Consider the following 19053-nt stretch of genomic DNA (forward strand, 5'->3'; position numbering starts at 1 on the left):
TCCTCAAAATTCAAGCCAATTTAGCTATTTTAGTTCGATGCAATCCGGTGTTCTTCATACTCCTTTGGTTTATCTAAAAGGTGTTGGCCCCAACAGGGCCGAAACCTTAAAGGCGGAACTGGGATTGGAGACCTTTGGCGACCTGCTCCAGCTTTATCCCAATCGATATCTGGACAAAACCCAATACTATAAGATCAATCAACTAAAGGATAGTGGTGCGGATGTTCAGATAGTGGGCAAAATTGTCCATTTAAAGACCATAGAACAAAAACGGGGAAAACGTCTGGAAGCCTCTTTTGTGGATGGCACCGGGGAAATGAAATTGGTGTGGTTTCGATCCCAAAAATGGATTCGGGAAAATCTTAAGATCAACGAACCCTATGTGGTCTTTGGTCGAATCAATCGATACGGCAGTGCTTTTTCCATGCCCCATCCCGAAATGGAATTGCTTAAAGACCACCAGGCCGGGCTTAAGATCGGCATGCAGCCCATTTACCCATCTACGGAAAAATTAAGCGCCAAGGGCATTACCAATCGGGCCGTAAGCAAAATGGTACAGCAGCTCTTTTTGGAAACCAAGGCCAATTTCGTAGAGACCCTATCAAAAAGTCTAATTGAGGAATTTAAGTTAATGGCGAAAGCCGATGCCCTTTTGAACATTCATTTTCCAAAAAGTCAGGAGTTGTTGGCCAAAGCCCAGTTTCGACTAAAATTTGAGGAACTATTTTTCATTCAGCTCCAATTGCTATCCAAAAAAGCAGCGCGGAAAAAGAAAATCAAAGGCTTACCTTTTACCGAGGTGGGGGAAAAATTCAATGATTTCTTCAAAAACCACCTTCCCTTCGAATTGACCAATGCCCAAAAACGGGTCATCAAGGAAATTCGAAACGATATGGGCAGTTCAGCCCAAATGAACCGGCTTTTGCAGGGGGATGTGGGTTCGGGCAAGACCATTGTCGCCCTAATGTGTATGCTTTTGGCCATTGATAACGGCTTTCAGGCCTGTCTAATGGCCCCAACTGAAATTTTGGCGCAACAGCACTACAATGGCCTCAAGGACCTGTTGGGCAAAATGGATTTAAAGATTGCCTTGCTCACAGGTTCAACCAAACGGGCGGAACGCACTTTTTTGCACAATCAATTGGAAAATGGGAATCTAAATATTTTGGTGGGCACCCATGCCGTTTTGGAAGATAAGGTGCACTTTAAAAATTTGGGATTGGCCATTATTGATGAGCAACATCGTTTTGGTGTGGCACAACGGTCCAAATTATGGCACAAAGGCAGCCCACCCCAAATCCCTCCCAAAGGGAGGGTGGCCGAAATCCATCACAAATACCAAACAGCGAGACCTTCTGCCTATAAGATGTTAAAAGAACTTCAACGGGAGCGGAAAAAACATACCACGGAAGCCGAGCGCATTCTTTGGGAACAATTAAAGACCAAACAACTTGGAATAAAGTTTAGAAGGCAACATATTATTGATGAGTTTATCGTCGATTTTGTTTGCCTATCCAAAAAATTGATTGTTGAAGTGGATGGCGGATACCATGGCACTCCGTCTCAAAAAGAAGCTGATACCATACGAACGAAGATTTTGAATGAATTTGGGTACAAAGTTATACGGTTTACCAACGAAGAAGTAATCGGAGCTATCAGCACCGTTCTCAAAAAAATAGAGGACGAATTAAATAACCTCCCCTTGGGGGAGGAAGGAGGGGCGGTCCCTCCCCATATCCTGGTCATGACCGCAACTCCCATTCCACGGACGTTGGCCATGAGTCTGTATGGAGACCTGGACATTTCCGTGATTGATGAACTACCACCGGGCCGTAAATCCATTAAAACGGTACACCGCTTTGACACCAATCGATTAAAGGTATTTGGATTCATTAAGGATGAGATTAAAAAAGGCCGTCAGATTTATATTGTATATCCATTGATTCAGGAAAGTGAGGCTTTGGATTACAAGGATTTAATGGATGGCTATGAAAGCATTGTCAGGGAGTTCTCGACTCCGGATTATCAAATTTCCATTGTTCACGGGCAGATGAAACCACAGGACAAGGATTATGAAATGGAACGGTTTGTAAAAGGGGAAACCCAAATTATGGTGGCAACCACCGTAATTGAAGTAGGTGTAAACGTACCCAACGCCTCCGTTATGATAATAGAAAGTGCCGAACGTTTTGGTTTATCCCAACTCCACCAGTTACGCGGGCGTGTAGGAAGGGGCGCGGAACAGAGCTATTGCATCTTAATGACCAGTTATAAACTTTCTGAAGATGCCAAAACCCGTTTGGAAACCATGTGTAGGACCAATGACGGTTTTGAAATTGCAGAAGTGGATTTAAGACTACGTGGCCCAGGCGACCTTATGGGCACCCAACAAAGCGGATTGTTAAACCTAAAAATTGCTGATATCATAAAGGATAACCCCATTTTAAAATCTGCACGTTATCACGCCAATGAGACCCTGAAAAATGACCCAAAATTGGAAAAAGGGGAAAATTTGCCCATCCGAAGGGCGTATGCTGAACTGGTCAAGGATAAAGCCATTTGGGGATATATTAGTTAAAACGCCCAACAAATGCTGGGCGTTTAAAATGAAATAGATAGGTAAGCTTAATTGATGTCAGTTCCTTCCTTGAGCTTTTCCATATTGGTGGCAATCGCATTTTTGTTTTGGGGGTCCGGAGCCCTTTCTTCCGCAATTTTTATGTGCTTTATGGCCGCTTTATAATTGCCCAAGGCAGAATAGCCCCTGGCCAGTCCATAATCCACGGGCCACTGATTCTTGTGGTTTTTGGCATTCCATTGAAAAACTTCCAAAGCCTTGTCCTTTTGTCCGGCTGCAATCAATTGCCTTCCGTAACCATGCACTTGGAATACGGTCCCCATGGGCATGGCCTCATCCATAATGGTCGTAGCTTCGGCCATCTTACCTTGCTTCATCAATATCCGGGCCTTGATGGCCATATTATTGAAGGTTTTTTGACTGAAGAATTGACCGGCAATGGCCGCATCGATCCACCCCATGGCTTCCTCCAAATCCCCACCATTGTTGAGTGCAAAATTGGCCGCTTGCTCCCAGGTTTGTCGGTTGAACCCTTCCTGGTTCTGCATCTTGGAACGAATATCGGTCAAAACGATATCAGTTACCGGGACCTCAATTTTGAATGGGAACTGTTTTTTCTCCCAATTCAATGAAGCAACGGCGGAATTGGCATCCACTTCATTAAATTCAAATTTCAACTGCTCCACATGGGGAATCTCGGCAGTGGAAATATCCACTTGCAGTACATCCTCCGAAGGCTCGTAAAAATAGCTTCCCCAGGCGCCATGGTTTTTGGAGAACAGCACTTTGGCCGTATTATCCTCATTGACCACAATATGGAGACCGTATTTTCCTGCAGGTAGTTCCTTACCCGCAATTTTAATGGCATGTGTGGTTTTAAAAATGGTGTTTTCATTGGCTCCTGCACGCCATGGGGACTCCTTGGCCGTACCAAATCCAAAATTGTTCATTCCGTAGGGAACCAGTTGTCCCCAAATTTCGCGATCGTTCACACTGGGCCGTGAATAAACGATGGTAATGTCCGTAATCCCGATACGCTGGGAAACTTTCGCCATCTGACTTCCTCGTGGAAGGTCCAATTGGGCAAAGGCCTCGCTATAGAAGCAAAGGCAGACCAATAATGACATCATCATGGTCGTTAGGTAGCATTTTTTCATTTGTTTGTCTTTAATTTAGGTTAACTTATTTCGAGTACTACTAAAAGTATCCATTGATTTAGGCCCAATTCGTTACTGGGATGTTAAATGAAGGCCCATGATGTTAAAAAAGGTCTTTTTGATTGGGAATTAACAGATAATACATTCAATTTAACATACCAAACCAACGATTAGTATTGATTATAAATTATTGATTTTAATGGTATTAATAGTGCATTTACGGCTTTGGACATCGTAATTGACATAGGTCCCAAATAGTCTTAAGAGGATTACAAATTTTATATTTGACGGTTAATTTGGAAAAGATTCTGAGATGGGCAATACACTCTTCGACAAGGTTTGGGACGCGCACGTGGTCAAAAAAATAAAAAACGGCCCAGACGTTTTATTTATTGACCGCCACTTGGTTCACGAGGTCACAAGTCCTGTGGCTTTTTTGGGTTTAAAAAATAGGGGGATTCCCGTTTTGTACGCCGGAAGGACCTTTGCAACCGCGGATCATAATACCCCAACACTCAACCAACACTTACCGGTAAGCGACCCGCTGTCCGCAAACCAGTTAAAAGCACTGGAAAAAAACGCGGCTGAACATGGGATTCCGTACTGGGGATTGGGACATGAAAAAAATGGTATTGTCCACGTTATCGGTCCGGAAAATGGGATTACCCTGCCTGGAGCCACAATTGTATGTGGGGATTCCCATACATCCACCCATGGCGCATTTGGGGCCATTGCATTTGGTATTGGAACGTCCGAGGTAGAAATGGTGCTCTCCAGCCAATGTATTATGCAGCCCAAGCCCAAGAGTATGCGTATCAATATCAATGGGAAGCTAAATTTTGGGGTAACCCCCAAGGATGTGGCATTGTACATTATTTCGCAACTGACCACTTCCGGTGCAACCGGTTATTTTGTGGAATATGCTGGTGAAGTCTTCCGTAACATGAGTATGGAGGGACGTATGACCGTCTGCAACCTTAGTATTGAAATGGGGGCCCGTGGGGGTATGATCGCTCCTGACACCACCACATTTGAATACATCAAAGGGCGTGAGTTTGCCCCCAAAGGTGCGGATTGGGATAAGGCCATGGCGTACTGGGAAACTTTACATTCCGAGGACAATGCCGAATTTGATAAGGAACTCAGTTTTGATGCCGCCAATATAGAACCCATGATCACCTATGGTACCAATCCCGGAATGGGTTTTGGTATTTCCAATAGCATCCCAAAAGCAGGTGAGGGAACCAGTGCAAATACGTATAAAAAATCCTTGGCCTATATGGATTTCAACGAGGGGGAAGCCATGTTGGGCAAGGTTATTGACTTTGTATTTCTTGGAAGTTGTACCAATGGTAGAATAGAGGATTTTAGGGCATTTGCCTCCATTGTGAAAGGGAGAAAGAAAGCGGAAAATGTTACGGCATGGTTAGTGCCCGGCTCCCATAAAGTGGAAGAAGCCATTAAGGAAGAGGGCATTTTGGAAATCCTTCATGAGTCCGGTTTCAAGCTCCGTGAACCAGGTTGTTCTGCTTGTTTGGCTATGAACGATGATAAAGTTCCGGCAGGAAAATACGCGGTAAGTACATCCAATAGGAATTTTGAGGGCAGACAGGGCCCAGGTGCACGAACCCTATTGGCAAGCCCCTTGGTGGCTGCGGCTGCCGCAGTAACAGGAGTGGTGACCGATCCCCGTGAACTCATGGAACTGCAGGAAGCCTAATTCCCTATAACAATCAAACCATCAACCATCAACCATCAACCATCAACTATTAACCATCAACCATCAACCATCAACTATTAACCATTAACCATTAACTATTAACCAATGGCATACGATAAATTCAATATACTCACATCAACCGCAGTACCACTACCGATTGAAAATGTGGATACGGACCAAATCATTCCTGCACGCTTCTTAAAAGCTACGGAACGTAAAGGGTTTGGGGACAATCTTTTTCGGGACTGGCGATACAATCCTGACAACACCCCTAAGTCCCAATTCGTATTGAACAATCCTATCTATGGTGGAAAAATTCTGGTCGGTGGCAAAAACTTCGGTTCCGGTTCTTCCAGGGAACATGCGGCCTGGGCAGTTTATGACTATGGTTTCCGTTGCGTGGTCTCCAGTTTTTTTGCGGATATTTTCAGAAACAACTGCTTGAATGTGGGCGTACTTCCCGTTCAAATTGGTCCTGATTTTTTGGAAAAAGTCTTTAGGGCCATTGAAGCCGACCCTAAAACAGAGTTTAAGGTAGACCTGGCCGAACAGACTTTTACCATTCTTAGTACGGGCGAATTCGAAACATTCGGAATCAATGAGTACAAAAAAGAAAATATGATGAACGGTTTTGATGATATTGACTACCTCTTGAACATTAAGGAAGATATCAAAACCTTTGCTGAAAGACGGCCTTTCTAAAACTGCGTATGGCAAGAACCATAGAAATAATGGATACCACCCTTAGGGATGGTGAACAAACTTCAGGGGTTTCGTTTACGGCATCGGAAAAGCTGACCCTTGCAAAATTGTTACTGGAAGAACTCAAGGTGGACCGCATTGAGGTAGCTTCCGCCAGGGTCTCCGAAGGCGAATTTCAAGCGGTCAAAAACATTACGGACTGGGCCAGTACCACGGGGCGTATCCTTCAAGTGGAAGTTTTGACCTTTGTTGATGGTGGAGCATCCATAGCATGGATGCAAAAGGCAGGTGCCAAAGTACAAAACTTGCTTACCAAAGGGTCTTTGAACCATTTGACCCATCAGCTTAAGAAAACCCCGAAAGCCCATTTTGAAGGTATTGCAGAAGTAATCCAACTTGCTCAAAAGGCCAATATTGAGACCAATGTGTATTTGGAGGATTGGAGCAATGGTATGCGAAACTCGCAAGAGTATGTGTTCCAGTTTTTGGACTTCTTGATCCAACAGCCGGTTAAACGGATTTTACTCCCCGATACCCTGGGAATTCTAACGCCTTCCGAAACCTTTGAATATATTGACATCATTGTTAAGCGATATCCCAATATCCATTTTGATTTTCATGGCCATAATGACTATGACCTGAGTGTTTCCAATGTAATGGAAGCGCTTAAGGCGGGGGCCTATGGTCTGCATTTGACCATTAATGGTATGGGGGAACGCGCTGGCAATGCCCCATTGGCCAGTACCATTGCCGTTATCAATGATTTTTTGCCGGAAGTGAGGACCAAGGTCATCGAATCCTCATTGTTTAAAGTGAGTAAATTGGTGTCCACATTTACCGGCTTCGGGATTCCTGCCAATAAACCGATTGTAGGGGACAATGTCTTTACCCAAACCGCGGGTATCCACGCAGACGGGGATAATAAGAACAATCTTTACTTCAGTGAACTGATGCCGGAACGTTTTGGGAGAAAACGGAAATATGCACTGGGCAAAATGTCGGGTAAGGCCAATATTCAAAAAAATCTGCAGGAACTGGGATTGACGCTAAACGAGGATGAACTGAAAAAGGTCACTGCACGCATCATCGAATTGGGCGATAAAAAGGAAAAAGTCACTAAAGAAGACCTGCCCTATATTATTTCGGATGTTCTCGATAGTAGCTCCTTTCAGCAAAAGGTGTTCATTAAATCCTATGTACTTACCCATGCCAAAGGATTAATGCCCTCCACTACCCTATCCATAGAAATTGAGGGAAAGACCTTTGAAGCCAATGCCCAGGGTGATGGACAATTTGATGCGTTTATGAATGCCCTGCGCAAGGTATATGAGGAACAATCGAAAAAACTTCCAAAATTGGTGGATTATGTAGTGCGTATCCCTCCAGGAAGTAGTTCAGATGCCCTCTGTGAGACCATGATCACCTGGAAGACCGCTAAAAACGATTTTGTAACCACCGGACTGGATTCCGACCAGACGGTATCGGCCATAAAGGCTACAGAGAAAATGTTGAATTTGATTTGAAAACGCCTATCGCCAATCGTTATTCGTAGTTCGCAATCAAATTTGACCAATTAAACATGAGAAACTATAAGAAATACAGTGTTTGGCAACTAGGTCATGAAATTACTTTGGAAATTTATAAGATGACTAAGACTTTCCCTAAAGAAGAACTTTATGGTATCACTTCCCAAATGCGAAGGGCAACTTATTCAATACCTTCCAACATTGTAGAAGGCTGTGGAAGGGAATCCGATGCAGAGTTTAGACGCTTTCTTATCATTTCCCAAGGTTCTGCAAGTGAATTGGAATACTTTACCATATTGGTCCATGATTTGGAATATATCAACAATTCTACTTTTGAGATCGTTTTGGACAAAGTCAATAAAATAAGGAGAAGCCTGAACAATTTGATACATAAAATCCAATCTTAAAACCTAAGCGAATATCATTGAGCGCAAAGCGAACGGTGATAAAAATTGAAAAACGAAAAACAAATGAACCTAACAATTGCCCTTTTAGCCGGAGACGGTATTGGACCAGAAGTAATTGACCAAGCCGTAAAAGTATCGGATGCGGTATCCCAAAAATTTGGACATAACATCACTTGGAAACCTGCCTTAATGGGTGCTGTGGCCATTGATGCCGTTGGAGAACCCTATCCAGATGAAACCCATGAAATTTGTGCGGGCTCAGATGCGGTCCTGTTCGGGGCCATAGGTGATCCGAGGTTCGACAATAACCCATCCGCCAAAGTGCGTCCCGAACAAGGTCTTTTAAAAATGCGAAAGGCCCTTGGCCTTTTTGCCAATGTGCGGCCTACGTTTACCTTTCCATCATTGGTGGACAAATCCCCATTAAAGAGGGACCGAATTGAGGGCACCGACCTCATTATTTTGAGGGAATTGACCGGAGGGGTCTATTTTGGGGAACGGGGTCGTTACAATGAAGGAAATACCGCTTTTGATACCATGACCTACCACCGTTTTGAAATTGAACGTTTGGCTAAAAAAGGGTTCGAAATGGCCCTTAAACGCGGTAAAAAATTGTGCTGTGTGGATAAGGCCAATGTTTTGGAGGCCTCCCGACTTTGGCGTGAAACCGTGCAGGGCATGGAAAAGGACTATCCGGAAGTAGAGGTCACCTATGAATTTGTGGATGCTGTGGCCATGCGATTAATCCAATGGCCAAAGGGTTATGATGTCATTATTACCGCAAACTTGTTCGGTGATATATTGACCGATGAAGCTTCCGTAATTTCTGGTTCCATGGGATTAATGCCCTCTTCTTCCTTAGGGGAAAGTGTTTCGCTGTATGAACCCATTCACGGATCCTATCCGCAAGCCGCAGGAAAGGATATTGCCAACCCTTTGGCGACCGTACTTTCCGCAGCCATGCTTTTTGAGGATTTTGACTTAAAAGATGAGGCCCAGGCCATCCGTGATGTGGTCAACAAATCCTTGACCGAAGGCATTGTCACCGAAGATTTGGCCAATGGGGCCAAAGCATACAAAACTTCTGAGGTTGGGGATTGGCTGGCCAAAAATCTATAATGAAGATGAAACATTATCTTTTACCCCTACTAGGCATTGTCCTTTTCTGGGCTTGTAAAGATGGTCGTGCCAAGGCTACGGAGGCAGAAGGGGAAACCCATAAAGACACCAATCTTTCAGAACCCCATTGGGCCTATCAAGGTGAAATGGGCCCAGAACATTGGGCAGAGATTGAGAAGGAATCTGACTGTGATGGCCTCCGGCAATCACCCATAAACATCATTGATGTTGATACCGAAATAACAACATCCTTATCCCCAATTGAAATATACTATGCAACCGACGTTAAGATTCATGATGTAACCAATAACGGACATTCCATCCAGTACAATTTTGAAAAAGGGGATTATATCATTATCGAAGGGGCAAAGTATGTGTTGCGTCAAATTCATTTTCATGAAGCATCGGAGCATACCATTAATGGCGTAAGGTATCCCCTGGAAATGCATTTGGTACATTTTAGTGAGGAGCGTAAGGATTTTGCCGTATTGGCGGTAATGGCCATTGAAGGTCAAAGTAGTGCACCTTTCGACTTTTTAGAGCAATATTTGCCCCTGAAAACCGGGGAGACCAAAAATATTGATGCCAATTTTGACTTAAACCTGAACCTACCTGATAATCGTAGCTATTACACCTATAAAGGTTCCCTAACCACCCCGCCATGTTCGGAAACGGTAAATTGGTACGTTTTCAAAAACCCCATTACCGTTTCGTTGGAACAAGTCAAGGAATTGCAAAAACTAATGCCTCTGAACAATTACCGGAATGAACAACCGTTGAACGGCAGAAAAATCCTAAGCTACTCCACAGACTAATATGAACGGGTCCCCAATCAATAAAGTTCCTCATAATACTGTTTGGCCTGTTCCCCAAAAGAAATTCTGATGTAACCAATGGTCCGGTTTTTCACCTAAGCGAGCAGTTGGAAACCAATGAATCCATTTTGAACGGATATGATTGGTCCAGTAGGACGGCTAAGAGGCATCGAGAAGAGATATTGAAATTTCTGGGCATAGAGAAACCCAATGAATGACATTATAGAGAAGTTATCGATTTTTTGGTCGATGACATCTTCCCTTTTGGAAGTACAAAAACAGAAATTGAAAGCCACCCGGACCTATAGAGCCCTACAGGAATTAGAAAAGGCCGTGAAAACGATATTTCAGTGCAGATACCTTACCAATGGGAATATCCGAAGGGAAATCAATGAGGGCTTGAACGAGGTCGAAAACTAGAACCCTGAACCATTTTATCTTCTTTAGAAAGAGCGGGGAAGTTTCCTCAAACCATTTGGAAAAACAGGAACTGTTAGTATTGGCACTACACTTACTGCAAAACAGTCTGGTCTATGTGAACACACTGATGATCCAACGTGTGGTTACCGAAAACGGACTGATGGACAGGTTTTCAAAGGACGATTACCGAGCATTGAATCCCTTAATTCATGCACACGTGAACCCTCACGGGAAATTTGAGCTAGACATGGACAAAAATCTTGGTCTGGCCATATAGGTCAATCATTCTCTGTGCCAACGGTCTAAATATGCGGAGTGCGGGATTTCAAAGCTCCAAGTTATCAAACCGCTAATCGGTTTAATAAATGTTTTTAGACCTAAATTTATCGCATCAACCCGCATTACGTATATTTTTTGTTGGCACACGTTTGGTTAATCAACAATTCATAATCTCCGATAATACTAATAAATGTTTTTCCTTATCTTCCTGTGATTGGTAATCATTTCGTTCTTTAATAAAATTTAAAACAAACTCACATATCTGGTCGTATAGAGGATTCTTATTCATTTTTGAGGCAATTATCTTTTTAAATAGCAATCCTTTTCCTGTTGTCAAATGAATTACCTCCCAATAGGTCTCCGGTTTAGCATTAATATATCTGTCAAGGTTTGATTCAGAATTATACAAGTTAAATGTTGGTAGAATATATTTCTTAAAAATGTCAACAAACTGTTTGGAAAGCTCTAAAACTCCCTTCTCATTAGCGTCAACTATATATCTATCAATATATTGAAACCAATTTCTTTTGGATATTCCATATTCATAATCCTTTATCCTTGCGGCATTAAATGCCAATGTCGGGATTTTTTGTTTGTCAAAACTTACACCTACTGTATAAACTTTTGTATAGAATTCTTGCCAGACAGTTTCTACTTTATCAATCCGTTTGCAAGCTGAATATTGAAGTCTAGCCTTTGCATCTATAATTGATTCCACTGAATCGTAGTAAATTGCTTCTAAACCAGCTTCTGTCATTCTCTGGATCCTACCCTTATTAACCTCAAATCCATATTGTCCTAAAGAATTCTGAAGCTCGCTTTCAAATAGCAGGTTAATCTCTTCGTTATTTAATATCATGTTTTAAAAAAGTCACTTATATGAAGATGGTCTTTGATTTTAATTATTCTTTTCGTTATATCTTACATTAAAATCAGCAATTTATCGTTAATTCTGCTGGAAAATGTGTACCAACGGCAGTCTGTCTCAAAACTACCGTGATTAGTTGTTTATTTTAAAAATATATTAATTTGTTAGAGGGTTTTCCAAATGGATTACCTAAAACTGAGATTCCGTTAAAACAAACACTCTGGTCATTATAAAAGCAAATAAGGTGTTTAAAAAATGCTTTTAAGACGGATATTTTTGGTTTCCAGCCTAGATTGAACATTCTTTTAAGGTTGTATGCTAAAGCTGTTAATCCAAAATCAGCACTGGCTGAAGCAATTCCTTTCTTTGTAATTATATAATCAAAACCCCATTGCCTCTTTATCGTACCAAAGGGATGCTCTACAATGGCTTGTCGCTTTTTGTAAAGTCCTTGGTTATTGGCTACATGCTTTTTGTTGCTATCTATGTACGATTTATACTGGCTACGTTGAACAATCTTCCCATTGACCTTTGAAGTTGTACAACTTGTCATTACTGGGCAAGTTTTACAAGGCTTGGTTTTATATTGCTTAAACTTATAGTTTCTAGCCTTATACCAATTACCATTAGAGATTAGTTCTCTGTTTTTCGGACAAGTATAGGTGTCCTCTTTTTTGTTATAAATAAAGTGCCCAACATTATAAGTTGGGTCTGGTGCTTGGCTACTTCTGCCAATACCTGGTATGGCCACAAGGGTTTTTATTCCCAGGCAATTTGCAGTATAGAACTCACTACCGGTATGATAGCCTTTGTCATAAAGTGCTGTAAATGTATTGGTTCTTAAAATACTTTTTGCTCTTCTAAGCATCATACCCATAGCCTTTTTATCATTCTCATTGGTGAGTTTGTAATCAATAAGAAGTTTATGTTTATCGTCTACAGTCCTTTGGGCTGTATAGGTTATTTCGGTAATCGTTCCCCGAACAATTTGGTGCCTGCTATCTGGATCAGAAGTTGATATTTGTGGGTTTTCACAGCTCTTATCCTGTTCCAATACCATTTGTATTTGTTGGTATTTATCTTGATGTACCCGATGTTTGTTTATCGCTTTTTCGATGGCTTTTTTTTCATCGCCATCGGCGGTAGCTAATGCCTCATTATACTCATCTAGCTTATTGTCTATATACTCTAAATGGCGTTGTATTTTCTTTTTATTGTAATTGTTCTTTTTACTGTTCCGAGCTCTAAGTTTTGTAGAGTCACCAGCAATGAATATAGCTCCAATAAGATTAAAATCCTGAGCTATAGAAACACTTTCTCTAAAGACACGCTTTATGGCTTTGGGATTAGATTGTCTAAACCTAGAGATCGTATTATGATCTGGTTTAAGGTTTTTAAGTAACCACATGAGTTCTATATTACGAACACATTCCTTTTCCAATACCCTGGAAGAACGCATACGATTCATATAGCCATAGATATAAAGCTTAAGTAAATCTTTAGGATTATATGCTGGTCTACCTTGATTAGAAATAGTTGTAAAACCTAACTGCTCCAAATCGAGATTATCAACAAAAACATCAATAAACCTTACGGTATTATCCCGATCAACCATATCGTCCAGACATGTGGTATATAATGTAAGTTGTTCTCGGGAGGCTCCTCGTATATAATTCATTATAATGTTTCTCTCTAATTCTTAATACTTTTGAGACAGTCTGACGGTCTCGTATAACCGTCAGTTACGGGTTTTAATTTACTGTTTTTCGGTTAAGCACAGGCGTTAGCAATTCCGAGTGGATTCGTTTAAGCCTGCCCTGGGCGCAGTCGAAGGGTAGTCGAATCCGCCGTAATTGCGGATACATTGTTGTGAGCTGGCTTTTTTCATTTAGGGAAGTCATATTCATTTTCGTTTTTAAATGGAACTCCCATTTCAAATTCTATTACTTTTCCAAATTCTGAGCGTAAAGTCAACCATAAGTTTTCGTTAAAATGTGTTTCAAAAAATTGGTAATCGTCAATTTCCCATTCAGTTATTAATTCCGAAAAAAGTTCGTTTTTCGCTTTTTTAATATCTAATCCGATTATTTTACAACCATTAAATTCAGTTTGTTCATTTTTTGAAGTCAAATAGGTAAATCTGTCATTTTCATCGAGCTGAAAAGTCAACCGTATTTTTAAATCATTCCATTCAAGACTTTGTTCAAACTCGTCATTTTCATCGGTTACAATTCGGTCAGGTTCTCCTAAAATTTCAAGTATATCGTTACGATACATTCCGAATTTTATATTTTCAAATCCAATTTTAGGTTTTATCTCCATAGTTTTGGTAGCTTGCTCACAACGTCCAACTAAAATGAGTATGCGCCCCAGTTGCTAGAAGCTCTGATGTACCAAGTTCGCAAGATCCTTCCAAATGACTCAGTTCGCATATTCATTTTAGTATTTGTTATCTTTTTTTCTTGATTTCAATATGAGGTTCGATACAGTCCAATTTAAAGCTAAGTAGCGCATTTGTTCCATAAGTGGACTCAAGTTTAGCTTCATAGTTCTCATACCTTTCCCTTCTAAAGAGAATTTGTTTACGGCGTTCTCCTGTGTAATATTCTTTATCAACAGAGTATTGAAAACCGTTTATAAAGTATTGGGATTCTTTGATTCTGAGGATCAATCTGCTGTTATGATAATATTCAATGATTCTTTTTGACCCATGATTATCACCGCTTAATTCAACCGTCTTTACAACAGCGTTATTAGAATTGACAAATAAACTTTTACCTTCATTAAATGACTGTGATTCTTCTTCATTGTATGTCTTCTGAACAGTGTCTATTTCAGTAAGTTGAGATTTATCAATTAATTTAAATAGACTATCTATTAAAGCTTTTTCCTGTCCATACTCATCTCGACTTTCTGAAAATATTCTTGAAAATTTATTTAGTGCATTCCGAGATTGTAAGGGTAATTGATTTGAGAAAGCGTTAGCATCAAAAAAACTCTTTTCTTCCGTATTTTCCTTATAAAGAAATACCTTTTCATTTTCATTGAAGTATAGTCTACTTTCCGGATGATTGGATTTTTCATTCGGCAGGTAGTAAATAAAGAAAACTTTATAGGTTCCATATTCAGGATCGTAATTGTAATAATATTCGCAAGTTCCCTTGTCATCAGAAACTTTAACTTTTTTGACTTTTCCTTTTTCAAGATAGTAGTTAGTGTTTGAAATGCTAACCTGTTCGAGTTTCACATTCCCACTATTTAAACGATAGTATTCTGACCTTACATTTTCTAATACTGATTGAGAATACCCATATTCAGACATGATTATCACTAAAGTTATCGAGATAAATAGAAGTCTTCTCATATTATATTATTGAAGATAACTATTGGATATCCGAACAACACCGGATAACCATATCATTCGGGAATAAAAATAGTACTTTTTCACCATAAATAGATATCTTCACATTATTATGTCATTGCCTGATTTTGTGAAAATACTGGAGGTTAAGCGGTATAGTAAGAATACCATAGAAAGTTATTCCTCAATCGTAAAGCTGGCCATGCAATTTTTCGAAAAGCCACTGAACAAGATTGATGAAACCGAACTTCACAGGTACTTCTACCATATGGTACACACTAAGAAAGTATCCTATTCCTATCAGAAACAGATAGCAATGGCCTTGAAGCTGTATTACAGGGAGATTTTCGGTCAAAGCATTAACCTAGAATTTCTGTTCCCAAGTAGAAAGCCGGACAGACTTCCCGTAGTCATCGCAAGAAAGGAAGTTCTTAAAATCATTGAAAAAGCCAACAACATCAAGCATAAGAGCATGATAGCCGTGGTCTACAGTGCAGGCTTAAGGGTAGGCGAGCTGATTGCACTTGAAATCAAGGATATAGATTCATCCCGAATGGTGATACATATTAAATCAGGAAAGGGCAACAAGGACAGGATAGTCCCCTTATCCGGAAAAGCCTTGTCAATGCTTCGTGAGTACTATAAAGAATATGCCCCCAAACGGTACCTATTTGAAGGCCAGAAAGGAGACAGGTATTCTTCGTCAAGTTTCAACAAGCTTCTCCAGGCCGCTTCCAAAAGGGCCAGAATAAATAAAAACATCACTGCGCATACCTTGAGGCACAGCTATGCAACACACCTATTGGAAAATGGTACCGATATTAGAATCATCCAAAAACTTTTAGGGCACAATTCCATCAAGACGACTATGATTTATACCCAAGTTACTGAACCTACTTTGTTGAATGTGACAAGTCCTTTCGACGATTGAACAGCCCCATAAATCGGCCCGTTTTACGGCACGATTGAATCTGCATCAAAAAACATTCGTTCCCAGTTCCATTTGTCGTTCTTTTTAGTAGTTTCGTTATATAACCTTTTACGGAACTAAATATGACGGTCGGATATGCAAGGGTATCGACACCCGAACAAAAGTTGGAAGCACAGATCGATTTGTTGAAAAGCAACGGTTGTGAAAAAATCTACTCGGATATTGCCAGCGGTACGAAAGATGATAGGAAGGGCCTGAAAGAGATGCTCAAATACATGAGGAAAGGGGACACCATACTCACTTATAAAAACGATTGTGTCTTTCGTTCCCTGAGAAATATGGTGGAACTCATAGACCGATTCAACGGGGCAGGGGTACATTTCAAAAGTTTGAGCGAACCGGAATTTGATACTACAACGGAAAAGGTGAATTGGTACGTTTTCAAAAACCCCATTACCGTTTCATTGAAACAAGTCAAGGAATTGCAAAAGCTAATGCCCATGAACAATTACCGAAATGAACAACCGTTGAACGGCAGAAAAATCCTAAGCTACTCCACAGACTAATATGAACGGGTCCCCAATCAATAAAGTTCCTCATAATACTGTTTGGCCATACGATTTGAACTGAATTCCGGAGCCACATCATCCAAAGCATTAAAAAGTAGTTGTTGCCACTTTTCGGGCTTATCATAATACGTCTTCAACACTTTTTTCTCAAGAATATCATAGAGATTGTCACAATCCTTCCTGTCCTGTTCTTCTACAGGAAGTCTGTAATCCAATGCCGGCAAAACAAAACTGTTTTTTCCATTTTTCCGAAATTCAGGAATCCATCCGTCATCCGTGGAAACATTCAACGATCCGTTAAAAGCAGCGGACATCCCACTTGTTCCGGAAGCTTCCCTGGTAATTCTTGGTGTGTTCAACCAAACGTCCGACCCCTGTTTCAATAATTTGGACAACTCCATTTCATAACCGGTCAAAACCGCAAGATTTTTTGAATATTTGCTGGTATGCACCAATTTATTAAAGACGTCTATGGCGTAATAGTCCATTGGATACGGTTTTCCCGCCCAAATAATCTGTACCGGATATTTAGTGTTGTCAATCAATTTTTGGAACCTATCCATATCGTAGAGCAACATATCTGCCCGCTTGTAGCCCGCAAACCTTCTGGCCCAGACGATGGTGAGTACATTGGGATCAAAAATCTTTCCGGTTTGGTCCAAGACTGTTTTAAATAGGTCAGCTTTAAGTTCCTTCTTTCGCTTGGAAAATGCGCTACCATTTGCATTCTTCCACGCTTTCCTTAATTTAGTGTCCTGCCAAAATTCAAGGTTCTGGGCGTTGGTAATGGGAATAATTTCACACGAGTCATTAAACGATTTCCACATTTCCTTGGCTACCTTCCCATGAAGTTTTGATACGGCATTGGCTTTTTTTGCCATCCTCAAAGCACTAACGGTGTAGCTCAGGAGGTCTCCGGATATCATTTCCTTTTTCAGTTCGTCATCGGATAAGGTCCTTCCAAAAAAGCCAAAATGGTTAAGCTCATGGATATTTCGCTCCGTGTTGCCCGCCTTTTCCGGGGTATGGGTGGTGAACGCGAGTTGCTCTCGTGCCACACCCTTATCCCTTAAATAATAAAAGGCCGGTAGTGCATGGCCTTCATTTAAGTGGTATACATCGGCACCGCCCAAAGCTTCCACTACCTTGGCGCCACCAATACCCAATACGATGCTTTGGGCTATGCGGGTAACCTCATTGGCATCATAGAGGTAATTTGTAATGGTCCTGGAGAGAAAATCGTTCCCTTCAACATCGGTGGACAACAAATACAATGGCACCGTTCCAAAGATTTCAGGTTTGAGGACATAAGCCTTAACTTTTACATTGGAATTGCCGTTGATGGCCACTTCTACTTCGATGCCCGTATCATCCAAAAAGTTCTGGGTCTTCTCAACAAATTGAGGTTTCAAGGTTTGATCTTCGTTTCGTGACTGATCGTAATAACCGTATTTCCAAAGCATCCCGATCCCAATCATGTTTTGCTTTAAATCGAAAGCGGAACGCATATGTGATCCCGACAAAAAACCAAGTCCACCTGAATAGATTTTCAGTGCTTGGTCTATAGCAAATTCCATACTGAAGTAGGCAATGCGTTTTTTGTATTGTTTTGAAGGCGTATAAGGGTGTTGCCAGGTATTATAGCTCTGTATCATCATAGTTATTTATAGGAAATAAAAATAAGGCAACGACATAAAATGTAGAGGGGATAATTACGATTCCCTGTGATTTTTTCGACTTTTTTAGAAATTCTGCGTGTTTGAATTCCTTTTTTGTGGACTTTACGAAAAGAAGGGGATTTTATTCACGAAAGAGCAATGAAACGGTGCTAAAAACCACGGGAAGGAACTTATTGCAGTGCAAATACCTTTTGTAACAATGCCGTGGTGCGGGCTCCCACCGAATTTCGAATCTCCTTTTCCTTATCCCCAACTTTTATAAAAAGTCCATTAATGGCTTCTTGGGTAACGTATTCGGTCAGGTTGGGATTTACGGGCTTTACCAGGGGGATAGTGTTGTATTTACCTATGATTTCCGCCCAAATCCTATCCGCACCTACTTTGCCGAGGGAAGCTTCTACTTTAGGGGAAAACGCTTGTTGTAGTTGTCCTACGGTCTTTTGTTGCAGGTAAAGTGTAGCTTCCAAATCATTTTGGGAGGTCAATATACGCTTGGCATCATCAAAGGTAAAATCCTTAATGGCATTGATAAAAATGGGTTTGGCTTCCATAACGGCATCTTCTGCTGCACGGTTCAATACTTTTAAACCTTCATCCGCGAGGGAGGCCAATCCAATCTTTCGTAAGCCCTCATCTACTTTTTTGAGCTCTTGGGGCAATAGAATTTTTACTACCTCGTCCCTAAAATAACCATCTTCCCTATGCAAAAGGTCCACTCCTTCCCCTACTCCAAACTCCAGGGCCTGTTTAAGCCCAGCAATGATTTCCGTTTCCGTTACCGTTCCGGAGGGCAATTGGTTCACCACCTGTTGCAGCTCTGCACACGAGCTTACTATGAACGAGAGAATCAATCCAAACGTGATTTTAAATGGCTTCATTGGGGTACATTGGGCTTTTGTGGATTCCCGCCTTCCTTTGGACG

General features: G+C 41.1%; 18 protein-coding genes. 11 read left to right on the top strand and 7 right to left on the bottom strand.

Annotation, left to right across the window (positions count from 1 at the left end; translation table 11 throughout):
- Positions 1-37: 37 nt before the first annotated feature.
- Entirely contained in the window at positions 38-2578 is a 2541-nt protein-coding gene (locus L0P88_RS22755) for a DUF559 domain-containing protein (protein ID WP_247132316.1), read from the top strand.
- 47 nt (positions 2579-2625) lie between these two features.
- Here L0P88_RS22755 and L0P88_RS22760 read toward each other — a convergent pair whose 3' ends face one another.
- Positions 2626-3735: a DUF2911 domain-containing protein gene (locus L0P88_RS22760; RefSeq protein ID WP_247132325.1), complete on the bottom strand. Its 1110-nt coding sequence runs from the start codon at positions 3733-3735 to the stop codon at positions 2626-2628.
- A 313-nt stretch (positions 3736-4048) separates the two neighbouring features.
- Here L0P88_RS22760 and leuC point away from each other — a divergent pair, with 313 nt between their 5' ends.
- The 8 genes from leuC (at position 4049) to L0P88_RS24040 (ending at position 10721) form a co-directional block, all read left to right on the top strand.
- The gene (gene leuC, locus L0P88_RS22765; protein ID WP_247132327.1) at positions 4049-5455 is read left to right on the top strand and encodes a 3-isopropylmalate dehydratase large subunit; all 1407 of its coding nucleotides are present in this window, start codon (positions 4049-4051) and stop codon (positions 5453-5455) included.
- A gap of 105 nt (positions 5456-5560) precedes the next feature.
- Positions 5561-6157, top strand: a complete 597-nt coding sequence (leuD, locus tag L0P88_RS22770) for a 3-isopropylmalate dehydratase small subunit (RefSeq protein WP_247132329.1) — start codon at positions 5561-5563, stop codon at positions 6155-6157.
- Positions 6158-6165: 8 nt separating this feature from the next.
- On the top strand, positions 6166-7680 hold the full coding sequence (locus L0P88_RS22775) for an alpha-isopropylmalate synthase regulatory domain-containing protein (RefSeq protein WP_247132331.1): 1515 nt from the start codon (positions 6166-6168) through the stop codon (positions 7678-7680).
- Positions 7681-7736: 56 nt separating this feature from the next.
- Entirely contained in the window at positions 7737-8090 is a 354-nt protein-coding gene (locus L0P88_RS22780) for a four helix bundle protein (protein WP_247132339.1), read from the top strand.
- Between the two features lie 63 nt (positions 8091-8153).
- Positions 8154-9209, top strand: coding sequence for a 3-isopropylmalate dehydrogenase (gene leuB, locus L0P88_RS22785; RefSeq protein WP_247132341.1), 1056 nt, complete (start codon positions 8154-8156; stop codon positions 9207-9209).
- Positions 9209-10024: a carbonic anhydrase gene (locus L0P88_RS22790; RefSeq protein WP_247132348.1), complete on the top strand. Its 816-nt coding sequence runs from the start codon at positions 9209-9211 to the stop codon at positions 10022-10024. The genes leuB and L0P88_RS22790 overlap by 1 nt, the downstream gene beginning before the upstream one ends.
- A 210-nt stretch (positions 10025-10234) precedes the next feature.
- A complete protein-coding gene (locus tag L0P88_RS24035; protein WP_281499702.1) occupies positions 10235-10444 on the top strand; it encodes a Tn3 family transposase in 210 nt (69 codons plus the stop codon).
- 4 nt (positions 10445-10448) lie between these two features.
- Complete coding sequence (locus tag L0P88_RS24040) at positions 10449-10721, top strand: Tn3 family transposase (protein ID WP_281499752.1); 273 nt, start codon at positions 10449-10451, stop codon at positions 10719-10721.
- A gap of 159 nt (positions 10722-10880) precedes the next feature.
- Here the strand turns inward: L0P88_RS24040 and L0P88_RS22800 are convergent, their stop codons facing one another.
- The 4 genes from L0P88_RS22800 to L0P88_RS22815 form a co-directional block, all read right to left on the bottom strand.
- Positions 10881-11582 (bottom strand): hypothetical protein, encoded by a 702-nt coding sequence (locus L0P88_RS22800; protein WP_247132355.1) that lies wholly within the window; start codon positions 11580-11582, stop codon positions 10881-10883.
- A gap of 154 nt (positions 11583-11736) precedes the next feature.
- Positions 11737-13269: an IS1182 family transposase gene (locus L0P88_RS22805; RefSeq protein WP_247131269.1), complete on the bottom strand. Its 1533-nt coding sequence runs from the start codon at positions 13267-13269 to the stop codon at positions 11737-11739.
- Between the two features lie 206 nt (positions 13270-13475).
- Entirely contained in the window at positions 13476-13913 is a 438-nt protein-coding gene (locus tag L0P88_RS22810; RefSeq protein ID WP_247132356.1) for a hypothetical protein, read from the bottom strand.
- 127 nt (positions 13914-14040) lie between these two features.
- A complete protein-coding gene (locus tag L0P88_RS22815; protein WP_247132357.1) occupies positions 14041-14955 on the bottom strand; it encodes a hypothetical protein in 915 nt (304 codons plus the stop codon).
- Between the two features lie 127 nt (positions 14956-15082).
- Here L0P88_RS22815 and xerA point away from each other — a divergent pair, with 127 nt between their 5' ends.
- Together xerA and L0P88_RS22825 are read left to right on the top strand one after the other, a co-directional pair.
- Entirely contained in the window at positions 15083-15883 is an 801-nt protein-coding gene (gene xerA / locus L0P88_RS22820) for a site-specific tyrosine recombinase/integron integrase (protein WP_247132359.1), read from the top strand.
- A gap of 122 nt (positions 15884-16005) precedes the next feature.
- Positions 16006-16449, top strand: a complete 444-nt coding sequence (locus tag L0P88_RS22825) for a recombinase family protein (protein ID WP_247132361.1) — start codon at positions 16006-16008, stop codon at positions 16447-16449.
- Positions 16450-16466: 17 nt separating this feature from the next.
- Here the strand turns inward: L0P88_RS22825 and glgP are convergent, their stop codons facing one another.
- Positions 16467-18107 (bottom strand): alpha-glucan family phosphorylase, encoded by a 1641-nt coding sequence (gene glgP, locus L0P88_RS22830; RefSeq protein WP_247134917.1) that lies wholly within the window; start codon positions 18105-18107, stop codon positions 16467-16469.
- A gap of 194 nt (positions 18108-18301) precedes the next feature.
- Entirely contained in the window at positions 18302-19009 is a 708-nt protein-coding gene (locus tag L0P88_RS22835) for a DUF4197 domain-containing protein (protein WP_247132362.1), read from the bottom strand.
- Positions 19010-19053: the final 44 nt, after the last annotated feature.

Source organism: Muricauda sp. SCSIO 64092, assembly GCF_023016285.1.
In the GTDB taxonomy this organism is placed as follows: domain Bacteria; phylum Bacteroidota; class Bacteroidia; order Flavobacteriales; family Flavobacteriaceae; genus Croceivirga.